A 15,100-nucleotide genomic window follows, 5' to 3' on the forward strand; every position below is an offset into this window, starting at 1 on the left:
TGTTCACCTCCTTACAAGATTACTTTACTCCTTCACGTAGCGTGAATGTCAATAGTTCTTTATTTATTAAATTGTAATTATTCAATTAATTCATTATATGATACTTACAGTTATTCAAATTAGCAAGAATAATTTGACAATACGTACTCTTTGGTCTAAAATATTTTTTAGTAAAAAGAAACGAGGAGTGGTTATAAAGTGATAAAAGAAAATGGTAATATTTCAATTGATACAGAGAATATATTTCCTATTATTAAGAAGTGGCTATACTCTGACAAAGACATATTTATAAGAGAAGTCATAAGTAATGCATGCGATGCAATTAGTAAATTTCAAAGGTTAGCTTCATTTGGAGAAGCTACTGCACAAGAAGATGAACAATATAAAGTTATAGTATCTGTAAATAAAGAAAAGAAAACTCTTAAATTTATAGATAATGGTATTGGAATGACTGAAGAAGAGGTTAAAAAATATATCACTCAAGTTGCTTTTTCAGGGGCAACAGATTTTGTAGAGAAATATAAAGATAAGATGGATGAAGGTAAGGATATAATAGGTCACTTTGGACTTGGTTTTTACTCAACATTCATGGTTTCTGATAAGGTTCAAATAGACACATTATCATATAAAGATGAAGTTGAACCAATAAAATGGATTTGTGATGAAGGTGGCACTGAATATGAAATATCTATTTCAGAAGAAAGGACTACAAGAGGCACAACTGTAACATTATATATTAATGATGATAGTGCAGAATTTTTGGAAGAATATAAGGTTAGAGAAATAATAAAGAAATATTGTTCATTCTTACCTATAGAAATATATTTAGAAGATGAAAATAAACCAAAAGAAGAGCCTAAATATGAAACAAAGAAAAAAGAAGATGGAACTGAATATCAAGAATTAGTAGAAATAGAAGCTCCAAAATCGTTAAATGATACAAAGCCTTTATGGGTTAAAGCTCCAAAAGATTGTACAGACGAAGAATATAAGGATTTTTATAGAAAAGTATTTAATGATTTTAATGAACCATTATTTTGGATTCATTTAAATGTGGATTATCCATTTAACTTAAAAGGGATATTATATTTTCCAAAATTAACACATGAATTTGAAGCAACTGAAGGACAAGTGAAATTATTTAATAATCAAGTATTTGTTGCAGATAATATCAAAGAAGTAATTCCAGAATTCTTACTATTATTAAAGGGTACTATAGATTGTCCAGATCTTCCTTTAAATGTATCAAGAAGTTTCCTTCAAAATGATAAGGAAGTTTCAAAGATTTCTAATCATATAATTAAGAAGGTTGCAGATAAATTAGTAGACTTATTTAAAAATAGTAGAGAAGAGTTTGATAAATTTTGGCCAGATATACAAATATTTATTAAGTATGGCTGTTTAAGAGATGAAAAATTCTATGAAAAGATTAAGGAAATAATAATCTTTAAAAATTTAAAAGGTGAATTTGTAACATTAAAAGATTATCTTGAAGCTAATAAAGAAAAGCATGAAAACAAAGTATTTTATGCTAATGATGAAAAACAACAATCTCAATATATCAAGATGTTTAAAGAATATGAGCTAGATGCTGTAATATTTGATTGTACAATAGATGATCATTTTATTTCATTCTTAGAAATGCATGAGTCAGGAGTTAAGTTTAATAGAATTGATTCTGATATTTCTGATACACTCGGAAGTAAAACAGATGAAAATGATGAAACTCAAGTAGCAATAAACAAAGAAATCGAAGATGTATTTAAAAATGCTTTAGGAGAAAAGATTGCTAAATTATCAGTTGAAGGATTAAAAAATGAAGATACTTCGGCTCTTATTATAGTTTCAGAAGAATCAAGAAGAATGGCTCAAATGAGTAAGATGTATGCAAAATCAGGAATGAACTTTCCAGGGATGTTTGATGAAGAAAAGACTTTAGTTGTAAATAGCAAAAATGCTATCATTAAAAAGCTTGTAGAAGTTTCTAAAGATGATGCTAAAAAAGATGAAGTTAAATTCATTTGTGAACATATTTTAGATTTAGCTAAGATTGCTAATAAAGAATTAGATGCAAATGAAATGGATGAATTTATAAAGAGAAATAATGAACTTTTAAGGAAAGTTATTTTACTATAGTAGATAAGTGATAAGTGAGAGTCCAAATCTTGTATTTGGGTTCTCGAACTTAGTTAACTCGTGAATACGAGTTAACTTCCTTATTCATTTGGTTCCTCGAACTTAGTCAATTTGCATATGCAAATTAACTTCCTTAAAAAGTGATTTGATTATGGTCGCTTACCCTGTTAGTACTCAGCGACTGAAAAAATCGAGTTTCATTATTAAGTAAAGAAAAAATCATAATTTTAAATGTTAAATTGAATATTGTAAATTCTATAGTGTAATGCTATAATTACAAGAGATATTTTTTGAATGGAGGAGTTTTCATTTATGAAACATATAAAAACTATTAATAAACCAAATATCAAAAATAGCGTATGCAAACCAGGATGTAAGGAATGTGCAAACTCATGTCAATCAGCTTGTAAGACATCTTGTACAGTTGCAAACTTAGAATGTGAAAACTAATTATTCAAGCAGTAACTATTAAGTTACTGCTTACTTTATATTTGCATATATTTAGGAGGAATTTAAATTGTCTTTAATACATAAATTTAAGCAAGGTGAAAACTATTTTGTTTTAGATGTAAATACTGGAGCAGTTCACGTCGTGGATGAACTAGTCTATGATATATTAGGTGAGGATAAATTAAAGAATAAGAAAGAAGTTCTAGAAGAACTTAAGGATAAATATAATTTAGAAGAACTTTCAGAAGCTTATGATGAAATTCAACAATTAGCAGAAGAAGGTATTCTTTACTCAGAAGATCAATATGAAGAAATAGCACATAGTTCAATGGATGATAGAGATTACATAAAGGCTATTTGCTTAAATGTAATTCATGGATGCAATTTAAGATGTAAATATTGTTTTGCAGATGAAGGTGAATATCATGGACATGGTGGGGTAATGAACCTAGAAACCGCTAAAAAAGCAATTGATTATGTTATTAAAAGAAGTGGTCCAAGAAAGAATATAGAAATTGATTTATTTGGTGGAGAGCCAACTTTAATGATGGATACTATAAAAGAAATAGTACAATATGCAAGAGATAATGAAGAAAAGTGGAAGAAGAATATAAGATTTACTATGACTACTAATGCTACTCTTTTAACTCCAGACATGATGGATTATATGGATAAGGAAATGGGAAATATAATTTTATCATTAGATGGAAGAAAAGAAGTTAATGATAGTGTTAGAATTAAGCCAGATAAGAGTGGTTCTTATGATGATATTGTACCTAATATAAAAGAAATGATTAAAAGAAGAGCTAAGGGAAAAACTTATTATGTTAGAGGAACTTTTACAAGAGGAAATATAGATTTTTATGAAGATGTAATGGCTATGGTAAATGAAGGCTTTAAAGAATTATCAATAGAACCTGTTGTTTTAGAAAGTGGACATCCTCTTTCTCTTAGAGAAGAAGATATTGATACAATTTTTGATAATTATGATAAGTTATATGAAGAAATGGTAAAAAGAAAAAGAGAAGGAAATGAAGAATTTAAATTCTATCATTTTAATATAGATCTTGACGGCGGACCATGTGTTTATAAGAGAATTTCAGGTTGTGGAGCTGGCTTTGAATATGTAGCAATAACTCCACAAGGAGATGTATATCCATGTCATCAATTTGTTGGAAATGAAGAATTTAAATTAGGAAGTATTTATGATGATACTTACGATACAGAACTTGCTAAGAAATTTAAAAAGTCGCACATATACAATAAACCTAAGTGCAGAGATTGTTGGGCAAAATTCTATTGTAGTGGTGGATGCCAAGCAAATAATTTTAATTTCAATGGAGATATGAATATTCCTTATGAAATTGGATGCAAAATGCAAAAGAAGAGAATTGAATGTGCAATTGCATTAAAATGTGAAGAAAATTAATACTATATTTATATAGCGTAACTAAATAAGTAACATATTGTATTCCGGTTTCTGGAATTTTGATGGATGATTATAAGACTAGAAGTTGTACCATCAAAATTCCAATGAAACACTCCACACAATATGTTACTTATTTTTGTTGTAGCAAGTAACTTGAATTTTGTTAATCTTTTAGATAAATGAAAAGGTAGTAATTTTGAAAACTTTAAAGTTGTTATATTTTTTAATTTTATTAAAAATAGGTTATAATATAATAATATGAAACTAAAAAAGCAGATAATATTTGTGATTTTTTAGTTAGCAAATGTATTGATGATTAAAAATGATTTGGTTATTTATGCCAGGGATGAATTATTATATAAATTATAGTGTGCAAGGAGAATAGTAATTGGAAGAATATATTTTAGAAAATAAATTAAAATTAATATACAAGCATACTGAATCTGAACTCACATCGATTTGTATATCAATAGATGCTGGTGCGGGAGTTGAAAATGAAAAATATGGAATAGCTCATGCAACTGAGCATATGGTTTATAAAGGAACAAAAAATAGAACAGAGAAAGAAATAAATGAAGAGTTAAGTAATCTTTTTGGCTTTAATAATGCTATGACAAATTTCCCATACGTAATTTATTATGGAACACTACTAGAGGAAGATTTAAAAAAAGGTGTAGACTTATTAAGTGATATAGTTATTAATCCAAGCTTTAATGAGGTTGGATTTAAAGAAGAACTGGATGTAATAAAAGAAGAACTTAAAGAGTGGGATGAAGAATTAGAACAGTATTGTGAAGATAAACTTTTTTTAAATTGTTTTGATAATAGAAGAATAAAGTATCCCATTATAGGAACAGAGGAAAGTTTAGATAGTATTACTTTGAATGATATAAAAAAGTTTTATTCTGAATATTATTTCCCGGAAAATACTTCTGTTGTTATAATTTCATCAGCAAAATTTGACCAAGTTAAAGATATAGTAGAAGGATATTTCGATAAATGGAAAAATAGGATTATCTATAATAAATATAAAAAAGAAATAGAATATGAAGTTCTCAAAGCCTGTACATTTGATAATAAAAGAGATGGCACAAATACATGTAAAATTGAAATAGTATGCCCAATAGATAAGCTAAATGAGAAAGAAATGAGGGCTCTTAGAATCTTTAATCAATACTTTGGAGAAGGGGTTAATTCAATTCTTTATGATACTTTGAGAACTAATAAGGGACTTGTTTATGATGTGATCACTAAAATTGCACATGAAAACTATATAAAACTATATAAGATTACTTTTAGTACAGCAAAAGAAAATGTCAATAAAATTATATATTTAATTAAGGAATGTATAAGGAATTTAGAGTTATTAGAGCAAGCTTTAAATAAAAAGGAAATAGAACAATTAATCAAGAATTTTAAGTTGAAGAGATTATTTAGAGAAGAGCAGAGTATAATACTAGCAAAAGAATTAGCCACATATGATTGCATGTTTGGAGATTACAAAATATATGTTAATGAAATTGAGGGATTAGATTTATTAACTAATGAAATAATATTTAAAGTAGGTATTAGAGTATTGAAAAACTTAACAATACAAATAATTGATTAATATAAATGGAGGTTTAAAATGTATAGTTTTACAAATGATTATAGCGAAGGAGCACATTCAAGAATATTAAATGCGCTTTTAGAAACAAATTTAGAACAAACAAGTGGGTACAGTACAGATTATCACACAGAAAAAGCCATAGAGTTATTAAAAAAGAAAATGGATTGTGAAGATGTAGATATTCATTTATTAGTAGGTGGAACTCAAGTTAATCTTACTGCAATATCTGCTTTTTTAAGACCACACCAAGCTGTAATAGGAACTGATACATCTCATGTTAACTGCCATGAAACTGGAGCTATTGAAGCTACTGGACATAAAGTCCTTACAATGAAAACTGATGATGGAAAGCTTACACCAAGTTTAATTCAAAAGGTTTTAGATGGACATACTGATGAACATATGGTTCAACCCAAATTAGTGTATATATCAAACTCTACAGAACTCGGAACGATATATATAAAATCAGAATTAGAAGAATTACATAATTGTTGTATTAAAAATAACTTACTTCTATATTTAGATGGTGCTCGTTTAGGTACTGCACTTGTTTGTGAAGAAAATGATTTAACACTAGCTGATATAGCTAAATTAGTAGATGCTTTTTATATTGGTGGGACAAAAAATGGAGCTCTTTTTGGAGAGGCCCTTGTCATTTGCAATAATGAATTAAAAGAGGATTTTAGATATTTTATAAAACAAAAAGGTGGTTTGCTTGCTAAAGGAAGACTACTTGGAGTTCAATTTGAAGAATTATTTAAAGATGATCTATATTTTGATATTGCAAGACATGCTAATAAAATGGCTATTTTGTTAAAGAATGCGTTAAAAGAAAAAGGATATGAATTTTTAACAGATTCATCTACTAATCAGCAATTTCCTATTTTACCCAATGATATAATTAAGAAATTAAGCGAAAAGTATTCCTTTAATATTGAAAGGGTAATTGATAATAGTAATACTGCAATTAGATTAGTAACATCTTGGGCAACAAATGAAGCAAATGTCTTAGAATTTATTGAAGATTTGAATAGTATTTAGTTAGAATATAGATAACTACAGTGAAAATCGTACTTATGCGTATACCTTCCGAAATTGAATACATATTTATTCCAGCGGACTAAGAAAATTTCGCTGGAAACTTCTAAATGGGAGGTTGCACCCATTTCTGCTTGCTCCTGCGACAAGCTCAGGACAAGCAAAAAATAACAAGTCAGTATGCTAGTCTAGACATTAGATAAAATTTAAATATTATATGTTTTTTTAGGATGGCATAATATTATTCATCAAGTGTAAATTCTAAAATATCGCCAGGTTGACAATTAAGAACTGTACATATTGAGTTTAAAGTAGAGAATCTAATTGCCTTAACTTTACCAGTTTTTAAATTTGAAAGATTAACTGTTGAAATACCTACTTGTTCAGCTAAACGATTTAAGGATATTTTTCTATCTGCCATAACCCTATCGAGTCTTAAAATAATAGCCATATACTTTAATCTCCTTCTATAAAGTTTCATCTGAGTCTTTTTGTAATTCGCATCCGTAAACAAAAATATTAGATATTAGTAATATAAAAGATGCTGCGAAAATCATAGGAAGACTAGAGTTTATTTCTAAAACTACATCTTGGGTAACAATTCTAAGTAAAGAATATGCAACTAAATTAGGAACTATAGAATAAGCTATTAATAGGAGTCCAACTAATTTAATTTTACGAGCATTTTCATTTATAAATGGTGTATAGTTATTTTCTATATTGTTTAAAATCTTACTTATAAAATAGAAGGTTAAAATAATTAATGATTGATTGACTAAAAAAGTAACTTGAGTAATAATAAATGCAAATATTACATTGGAAAATGGTTGATCTAGAGAAGATGTAACTAATGACTTAGAAATACTCCCACCCATCCAAAATGATAAATTTGATGAGCGAATAATAAATTCATTTTTAAAAGAAAGTACTTCTAAGGAATTTCCTGATTGAGTAAGTATAAATATAGTATAAACTATACGGCTAAAAGCAATAAACACAAATATATATAAGAAAAGTTTTACAATATAATTTATGTTGTTGCAATTAGTGCGAATTGAAGTAATTGTTTTATTATTCATTTAAATAGAACCACCTTTACCAGTTTTATATATGAATAGTAACACTAAATATCAAACTAATCAATAATAATATAATGATAAACGTTAAATTATTATTGAATTATGATATAAATAAGAAAAAGTATGTAATTAAATAAGAATTAGTATGAAGAGGTATATTATGAAGAGAAAATTACCATTATTACAAGAACTACTTAAATATCATGATGAAAAGAATCTACTTCTTTCTATACCAGGAAATAAATGTGGAATTGGATTTTTAGGGGATGAGTTTGGAGAGAAGTTTGCAAATAGACTAGGCTTTTTAGACATAACAGAAGTTGATCCTTTAGACAATTTGCATTGTCCAGAAGGTGTTATAAAAGAAGCACAAGAACTACTAGCTAAAACTTATAAAGCTAAAAAAGCGTATTTTTTAGTAAATGGGAGTTCATCTGGAAATTTGGCTGCTATATTTTCTGCATTTGATGAGGGCGATGAGGTTTTAGTTGAAAGAAATTGTCACAAGTCAATTTATAATGGATTGATTTTAAGAAAACTAAAAGTTAAATATATAGAGCCTATAATTGATGATGAAAATGGTGTGTTTCTTCCTCCAGATAAAGAAAATATTTATAATGCACTCAGAGCATGTTTGAATCCGAAAGGAATTATATTAACTTATCCTAATTATTTTGGAATAACATATGATATTAAAGACATTATAATAGATTTGAAATTAAAAGGACTAAAAGTTATTGTAGATTGTGCTCATGGAGCTCATTTTGGTATAAATAAAAGATTACCTAAATCTGTTGCGAGTTTAGGAGATTATGTGGTTTTAAGTGCTCATAAAACTTTGCCTGCTTTGACTCAAGGTGCATATCTTTTAGTAAATGAAGAAAATAGTGTATTAGAATTTTATTTAAAAGCATTCATGACAACATCGCCTTCATATTTAATTATGGCATCTTTAGATTATGCTAGATATTACTTGGATAATTATGGTGGAAATGATTATGAAAAAATGATAGATACAGCTGAAATTTGGAAAGAAAAAATAAATAAACTCAAGAAAGTACGCATATTATGTAAGGATGATTTAAATGAACAATACAAGGCAAAAATGATAACTGAAACTAAAATTAAATCAAACGAAGAATATGATATTGATTTGAGTAGGTATATATTGATACTTCCCAAAGGATATAGTGGACATAAACTTCTAGATTATTTAAGAAATCAAAAGATACAAGCTGAAATGAGTTTTTCAAGAGGCGTGGTTTTAATATTATCTCCATTTAATACAGAAGAAGATTTTAAACGTATATATGAAGCTATTTCGAATCTCAAAATGAATAGCATAAGTGCGCAGATAGAATCGAAATATTTTTCGCATATTCCAGAAAAGAAATTTGAACCATATGAAGTATTTAAATTAAATGGTGAGTGGTGTGAAGTTGAAAAAAGCGTAGGTCATATTGCAAAGGATGCAATAATACCATATCCACCTGGGATACCTTTAGTTTGCCAAGGGGAAATTATTTCTGCAAATGCTATAGATATAATAAAAGACTATGTTGATAATAAGAAAAGTATATTGGGAGTTGAAAACAATAAGGTTCTAGTAATTCAATTTGCGCAGGAAATTGTAAATTAATTGTTAATTGAATCAATGGTATGAATTTGAATATTGTGTTAAAATATAGCTATTTAGAATAAATAGAATATAGGGAGGAATGGACAAGTATATTATGGAAACAAATATTGTTACCAAACAAAAAGATGAAGTCAAGATAAAAAAACCAAAAAACTATAAAGTTGTTATGTATAATGATGATTATACTACAATGGAATTTGTTATTAATATATTAGTGAACGTGTTTAATAAAAAGCTTGTAGAAGCTGAAAAAATAATGATAGATGTACATAAAAGAGGTAAGGGCGTAGCGGGGATATATAGCTATGATATTGCAATTACAAAGGTTTCAACTGCAATGTCTATGGCAAAGGAAGATGGATTTCCATTTAAGCTTACAGTGGAGGAGGCGTAGAAAAATGAAGATTACTAACGAAGTTAATGTAATACTACTTAAGGCATATGAAGAAGCAAAAGGAAAAAATAGCGAATATATTACTCCAGAACATCTTTTATATGCAGCAACGTTTGATGAAAATGTAGAATATGCAATTAAAGAATGTGGTGGTAGTTTAGAAAATTTAAGGTATAACTTAAATACATATATAAGAACATATATAAATAAAATTGCTCAAGGAGAGCCTCAAGAAAGTATTGAATTTCAACAAATTATTCTAAATGCTAATGAACAAATTAGAAATAGCGGGAAAGAGGCTATTGATGTAGATCATATAATTTCTGCAATTTATAATTTAGAAAATAGTTATGCACGCTATTATTTAGAACAAGAAGGTGCAACAAGAAGAGAATTATTATATTCTCTATGTCATAGTTTAACAGAAGTCAATCAAAATTCTAACGAAGATGAAATGAAAAATAATTTTGGTGAAGATATTGAAGGATCCATAGATCAAGAAAGTCAAGAACAAGCTAAGAAGAAAAAAGAAGATGCTTTCCTTAATAAATTCACAACAAATCTTATTGAAAAAGCTAGGGAAGAAAATAGTGATCCTTTAATAGGAAGAAAAGATATTCTAGATAGAAGTATTCAAATACTTTGCAGAAGAATAAAAAATAATCCTATTCATGTTGGTGAATCAGGCGTTGGAAAGACAGCTATTACTTTAGGACTTGCAAGACTTATAAGTGAGAATAAGGTGCCAGAAAAACTAAAAGAAAGCTCTATATTTTCTTTAGATATAGGAGCAGTAATTGCGGGAACTAAATATAGAGGGGATTTTGAGGAAAGAATAAAAAGAATTTTGGATTTGATTGGAAAAAAACATAAACCAATAGTTTATATAGATGAGATTCATAGCATAGTTGGTGCTGGATCATTAAATGGCGGAGCTTTGGATGCATCTAATTTATTAAAGCCTTATCTTACAGAAGGAAAAATAAGATTTATTGGAGCAACTACTTTTGATGAATATAAAAAATTCTTTGAAAAAGATAAAGCACTAAGTAGAAGGTTTCAAACAATAGATGTAAAAGAACCTTCTATTAAAGAAGCAATAGAAATCCTTAATGGACTCAAGAATAATTATGAAGAATATCATAATGTTAGTTATACAGATGAAGCCATAAGTGATGCTGTAATTTTAAGTGATAAGTATATTAATGATAAATTTTTGCCAGATAAAGCTGTAGATATTATAGATGAAGCTGGAGCTTATGCTCGTATGAACAATGAGGACTTAGAAGAAAAAATCATAATTGATAGAAAGATTATTGAGGAAATAATTTCAAAGGTATGCAGTATTCCAAAGCAAACTGTCGAAAGCAGTGAGATAAGTTCTTTAAAATACTTAGAAGCTAGTTTAAAGGAAAATATTTTTTCTCAAGATAAAGCAATTGAAGAAGTTGTAAGATGTATAAAGATGTCTAGATCTGGACTTAACGAGGATGATAAACCAGTAGCGTCTATGCTATTTGTTGGACCCACTGGAGTTGGAAAAACTGAAATTGCAAGATGCCTTTCTAAAAAACTTGGCATAGAGCTAATTAGATTTGATATGAGTGAATATGCTGAAAAGCATGCAGCTTCAAAACTTATAGGATCACCTCCGGGCTATGTTGGTTATGAAGAGGGTGGATTACTTACAGATGCTATAAGAAAAACTCCACATTGTGTATTATTGCTAGATGAAATAGAAAAGGCACATGAAGATATTTTAAATGTATTACTTCAAGTTATGGATTATGCAACACTTACTGACAATAAAGGTAGGAAAGCAGATTTTAGAAATGCAATAATAATAATGACTTCTAATGCAGGGGCAAGAAATATAGGCAAAAAGCTTATAGGTTTTGGAGAGCGTCAGGTTAAAGGCGAAGCTATAATGGAGGAGGTAAAGAAATTCTTTACACCTGAATTTAGAAATAGATTGGATAAAACAATCGTATTTAATGCTATGAATGACACTATGGCAATAAACATTGCTAAAAAGCAATTAAATGACTTTAAAACTAAACTAGCTACTAAGAATATTGAAATTGAGTTCAGCGTGGAATGTGCGAGTTTTATTGCAAAAACAGGTATATCAGAAGAATTTGGAGCTAGAGAAATTTCTAGAATTATAGCTTCAAAAATAAAGCCATTATTAGTTGATGAAATTTTATTTGGGAAATTAAGTGGTGGTGGAAATTGTACTGTTGATTTAATAGATGAAAATTTTCGATTAAAAATTAATTGAATAAAATTTTTTGATTAAGAAATAATATATAAATGACAGGGAGAAATCTCGAAACTAAAAGAGGAGGTGAACTATTGCAAAGTTATTATATAACTTTGGCAATGGAAGATTAAAATGGAAGATAAGAAACTAATATGCAGAGACTGTGGAGATGAATTTATTTTCACAGAAGGAGAACAAGAATTCTATAAAGAAAAGGGTTTTGAAAATGAACCAACTAGATGTGCTGATTGTAGAAGAGCTAAAAAGCAACAAAACAACAGATGATAATCAATAATAAACTTTGTTGATTTATCAAAGAGCCATGAGAACAAATCTTATGGCTCTTATTAAATATGTGTTAAAAAAATCCTAAAGGAAGTTATCTTTAATTATACAGTGCAAAACTGCACATAATTAATTGAAACATAGATATACAATAAAAAATATAAAAATTCTATTGGATTTTTTATATTTTTGAGAGTATAATATAAAGAAAGATTTGAATAAAGGATAAAAGAGAAATTATTTATCTGATGTTTTTACTCTGAGAATTTAATATTTGTAATGTACATTAAAATGAATTAGATTCAAAAATTATATGTTAAAGATTTTGATGAGGAATAGTATATTAAGTAAACTTTTTAGAGAGCTAGAGCTTGGTGGAATCTAGTAAGTAAGCTTTATAGAAGCAGCCTTTGAATTTTATAACTGAAAAATATAAATTATAAGTCTTAAATATAAATTTCTAAATGATTAGCTATTTTTATTTAAGTGATGATTTTTAATTAGGTTATAACGTGATCCTCATGTTATAGGGGTGGAGTATTATATTGTACTCTAACTGAGTGAACAATAATTATATTGTTTATTAGGGTGGTACCGCGAAGTAGTTCCTTCGTCCCTTGTTTGGGATGGGAGCTTTTTTTATACTTAAAAATAAGGAGGTCATTGTAAATGGAGGAAATACTTGAGATTTTAGAAAAAAATAGTAGGTATACTGATGAACAAATTGCTGTTATGGTAGGTAAGACAACTGAAGAAGTTAGAGATGCAATTAGAGATTATGAAGAAAAGAGCATCATAGCTGGTTATACAACTCTTATAAACTGGGAAAATACAGGAAGTGAAACAGTTACAGCGTTAATTGAAGTTAAGATAACACCTCAAAGAGGTGAGGGCTTTGATAAGGTTGCAGAGAGAATATATAAGTTTTCTCAAGTAAAGGCGTGTTATTTAATGTCTGGAGGATTTGATTTAACAGTTATTGTTGAAGGAAAGACTATGAAGCAAGTAGCACTTTTTGTATCTGAAAAACTTGCAGTGCAAGAATATGTATTAAGTACTGGTACTCATTTTGTATTAAAAAAATATAAAGACCATGGCACAATATTTAAAGAAAAGAAATTAGATGATAGGGAGGCAATATTTATATGATACTAGAGAGTATGATTAAAGAGTATGTTAAAGATATGCCCCCATCAGGGATACGAAAGTATTTTGATATAATAAATGAAATGGATGATGTAATTTCTCTTGGAGTTGGAGAACCAGATTTTGTTACTCCTTGGAATGTAAGAGAAGCTGGGATTTATTCATTAGAACAGGGACATACACATTATTCTTCAAATGCAGGAATGATTGAATTACGTACTGAAATAGCAAAGTATCTTCATAGGAGATTTGATCTTAATTATAATCCAGAGGATGAAATATTGGTTACTGTTGGAGGAAGTGAAGGAATTGATATAGTACTTAGAGCCTTAGTTGGACCTGGAGATGAAGTTATAGTTCCAGAACCAAGTTTTGTTGCGTATAAAGGATGTACAGCTTTTACTGGAGCTACTGCTAAAGTGTTAGATCTTAAAGCAAAAGATGAATTTAAGCTTACACCAGAAGCGTTAGAAGCAGCCATTACGAAAAATACAAAGGTAGTTATAATACCTTTTCCTAATAATCCAACAGGCGCAATAATGACAAGAGATGAACTTGTTGGAATAGTAGAAGTTTTAAAAGATAAAAATATAATTGTAATTTCTGATGAAATATATTCAGAACTTTGTTATGGAGAAAAGCATGTTTCAATAGCATCTTTTCCAGAGATGAGAGATAAAACTTTAGTTATAAATGGATTCTCTAAATCTTATGCAATGACAGGATGGAGACTTGGATACTTATGTGGCCATCCTACATTAATAAGCCAAATGAAGAAAATTCATCAATATGCAATTATGAGTGCACCAACAACAGCTCAATATGCAGCTATTGAAGCCTTGAAAAAAGGAGATGATAGTGTACAAGAGATGTGTAGAGAATATAATAGAAGAAGACGAGTTTTATTAGATGGATTTAAAAAAATCGGATTAGATTGTTTTGAACCACTTGGAGCATTTTATATATTCCCAAGTATTAAATCTACAGGAATAACTTCAGATGAGTTCTGTGAACAATTACTTATAAGTGAAAAAGTTTTAGTTGTTCCAGGTAATGCCTTTGGTGATTGTGGAGAAGGTTTTATAAGAGTTTGTTATGCTTCTTCTATGGATGATATTATTGAAGCGTTGAAAAGAATAGAAAGATTTGTTAATAACTTAAAATAAAGTTAATATTAGAAGAATTTATGCACATAAAGAGGACGTGTACCTTCAATGGTTACAATCTTCAGAAACCAGCTATAGTACAAAAATAATAATATCTGAAGTAGAGCAACCAAAAGTTAAAACTGAACTTTTGAATTGCTCTATTTTTATTTCAAATTAAAAGTGAAAAAAGTCGCATTGCTAAAAAAAAGCACGAAGCACAATTAGGAACTTATTAAGCACAACCAAGAACATCTGAAACATGAAAAAAATATTTATAAAAGTGTTCCTAAATATAGTATCGTATTAATACATATATATTATAGAATTGGTATGAAATGCATATATATCAAACACAATAGGAAAAAATAAAATTGATTACAACGTAAAAGAAAATATATTAGGAAATATTGACATCATATTATTAATATATTATTATTGTATATATGGAAGCGATACCACATGCGGTTGAATTTTCAAAAAAAAT

Annotated in this window: 13 protein-coding genes and 1 other annotated feature; of the genes, 11 read left to right on the forward strand and 2 right to left on the reverse strand. The window is 28.3% G+C overall.

Annotated elements, in window-relative coordinates; genetic code table 11:
* Positions 1-198: 198 nt before the first annotated feature.
* The 5 genes from htpG to psyc5s11_RS07030 all read left to right on the forward strand — a co-directional run bounded on the left by htpG (position 199) and on the right by psyc5s11_RS07030 (position 6,665).
* On the forward strand, positions 199-2,136 hold the full coding sequence (htpG, locus tag psyc5s11_RS07010) for a molecular chaperone HtpG (protein ID WP_224036899.1): 1,938 nt from the start codon (positions 199-201) through the stop codon (positions 2,134-2,136).
* Positions 2,137-2,448: 312 nt separating this feature from the next.
* A complete protein-coding gene (gene scfA / locus psyc5s11_RS07015) occupies positions 2,449-2,586 on the forward strand; it encodes a six-cysteine ranthipeptide SCIFF (RefSeq protein WP_224036900.1) in 138 nt (45 codons plus the stop codon).
* 67 nt (positions 2,587-2,653) lie between these two features.
* On the forward strand, positions 2,654-4,015 hold the full coding sequence (scfB, locus tag psyc5s11_RS07020; RefSeq protein WP_224036901.1) for a thioether cross-link-forming SCIFF peptide maturase: 1,362 nt from the start codon (positions 2,654-2,656) through the stop codon (positions 4,013-4,015).
* A gap of 388 nt (positions 4,016-4,403) precedes the next feature.
* Positions 4,404-5,624 (forward strand): M16 family metallopeptidase, encoded by a 1,221-nt coding sequence (locus tag psyc5s11_RS07025; RefSeq protein ID WP_224036902.1) that lies wholly within the window; start codon positions 4,404-4,406, stop codon positions 5,622-5,624.
* 18 nt (positions 5,625-5,642) lie between these two features.
* Positions 5,643-6,665, forward strand: a complete 1,023-nt coding sequence (locus psyc5s11_RS07030) for a threonine aldolase family protein (protein ID WP_224036903.1) — start codon at positions 5,643-5,645, stop codon at positions 6,663-6,665.
* 238 nt (positions 6,666-6,903) lie between these two features.
* On the opposite strand, the gene psyc5s11_RS07035 is transcribed toward psyc5s11_RS07030, so the two are convergent.
* Positions 6,904-7,113 (reverse strand): helix-turn-helix domain-containing protein, encoded by a 210-nt coding sequence (locus tag psyc5s11_RS07035; protein WP_224036904.1) that lies wholly within the window; start codon positions 7,111-7,113, stop codon positions 6,904-6,906.
* Positions 7,114-7,129: 16 nt separating this feature from the next.
* The gene (locus psyc5s11_RS07040) at positions 7,130-7,741 is read right to left on the reverse strand and encodes a DUF2975 domain-containing protein (protein WP_224036905.1); all 612 of its coding nucleotides are present in this window, start codon (positions 7,739-7,741) and stop codon (positions 7,130-7,132) included.
* 160 nt (positions 7,742-7,901) lie between these two features.
* Here psyc5s11_RS07040 and psyc5s11_RS07045 point away from each other — a divergent pair, with 160 nt between their 5' ends.
* The 6 genes from psyc5s11_RS07045 to psyc5s11_RS07070 all read left to right on the forward strand — a co-directional run bounded on the left by psyc5s11_RS07045 (position 7,902) and on the right by psyc5s11_RS07070 (position 14,634).
* Positions 7,902-9,380 carry an aminotransferase class I/II-fold pyridoxal phosphate-dependent enzyme gene (locus psyc5s11_RS07045; RefSeq protein ID WP_224036906.1) on the forward strand — a complete coding sequence of 493 codons (1,479 nt, stop codon included), beginning with the start codon at positions 7,902-7,904 and terminating at the stop codon, positions 9,378-9,380.
* Between the two features lie 94 nt (positions 9,381-9,474).
* On the forward strand, positions 9,475-9,774 hold the full coding sequence (locus tag psyc5s11_RS07050; RefSeq protein ID WP_224038143.1) for an ATP-dependent Clp protease adaptor ClpS: 300 nt from the start codon (positions 9,475-9,477) through the stop codon (positions 9,772-9,774).
* A 4-nt stretch (positions 9,775-9,778) separates the two neighbouring features.
* The gene (gene clpA / locus psyc5s11_RS07055) at positions 9,779-12,055 is read left to right on the forward strand and encodes an ATP-dependent Clp protease ATP-binding subunit ClpA (protein ID WP_224036907.1); all 2,277 of its coding nucleotides are present in this window, start codon (positions 9,779-9,781) and stop codon (positions 12,053-12,055) included.
* Between the two features lie 114 nt (positions 12,056-12,169).
* Positions 12,170-12,322: a zinc-ribbon domain-containing protein gene (locus psyc5s11_RS07060; RefSeq protein ID WP_224036908.1), complete on the forward strand. Its 153-nt coding sequence runs from the start codon at positions 12,170-12,172 to the stop codon at positions 12,320-12,322.
* 316 nt (positions 12,323-12,638) lie between these two features.
* Positions 12,639-12,943: a binding site (T-box leader), on the forward strand.
* A 48-nt stretch (positions 12,944-12,991) separates the two neighbouring features.
* Positions 12,992-13,471: an Lrp/AsnC family transcriptional regulator gene (locus tag psyc5s11_RS07065; protein ID WP_224036909.1), complete on the forward strand. Its 480-nt coding sequence runs from the start codon at positions 12,992-12,994 to the stop codon at positions 13,469-13,471.
* Positions 13,468-14,634, forward strand: a complete 1,167-nt coding sequence (locus tag psyc5s11_RS07070) for an aminotransferase class I/II-fold pyridoxal phosphate-dependent enzyme (RefSeq protein WP_224036910.1) — start codon at positions 13,468-13,470, stop codon at positions 14,632-14,634. Before psyc5s11_RS07065 ends, psyc5s11_RS07070 begins: the two co-directional genes overlap by 4 nt.
* The last annotated feature ends 466 nt before the right edge of the window (positions 14,635-15,100 follow it).

The sequence above is a fragment of the Clostridium gelidum genome (assembly GCF_019977655.1).
GTDB classification, from domain to species: Bacteria; Bacillota; Clostridia; order Clostridiales; family Clostridiaceae; genus Clostridium; species Clostridium gelidum.

Coding starts and splice junctions, on each gene's coding strand:
- scfA (WP_224036900.1), top strand. CDS start 2,449: ATGAAACATATAAAAACTATTAATAAACCAAATATCAAAAATAGCGTA.
- psyc5s11_RS07030 (WP_224036903.1), top strand. CDS start 5,643: ATGTATAGTTTTACAAATGATTATAGCGAAGGAGCACATTCAAGAATA.
- psyc5s11_RS07035 (WP_224036904.1), bottom strand. CDS start 7,113: ATGGCTATTATTTTAAGACTCGATAGGGTTATGGCAGATAGAAAAATA.
- psyc5s11_RS07040 (WP_224036905.1), bottom strand. CDS start 7,741: ATGAATAATAAAACAATTACTTCAATTCGCACTAATTGCAACAACATA.
- psyc5s11_RS07045 (WP_224036906.1), top strand. CDS start 7,902: ATGAAGAGAAAATTACCATTATTACAAGAACTACTTAAATATCATGAT.
- psyc5s11_RS07050 (WP_224038143.1), top strand. CDS start 9,475: ATGGAAACAAATATTGTTACCAAACAAAAAGATGAAGTCAAGATAAAA.
- clpA (WP_224036907.1), top strand. CDS start 9,779: ATGAAGATTACTAACGAAGTTAATGTAATACTACTTAAGGCATATGAA.
- psyc5s11_RS07060 (WP_224036908.1), top strand. CDS start 12,170: ATGGAAGATAAGAAACTAATATGCAGAGACTGTGGAGATGAATTTATT.
- psyc5s11_RS07065 (WP_224036909.1), top strand. CDS start 12,992: ATGGAGGAAATACTTGAGATTTTAGAAAAAAATAGTAGGTATACTGAT.
- psyc5s11_RS07070 (WP_224036910.1), top strand. CDS start 13,468: ATGATACTAGAGAGTATGATTAAAGAGTATGTTAAAGATATGCCCCCA.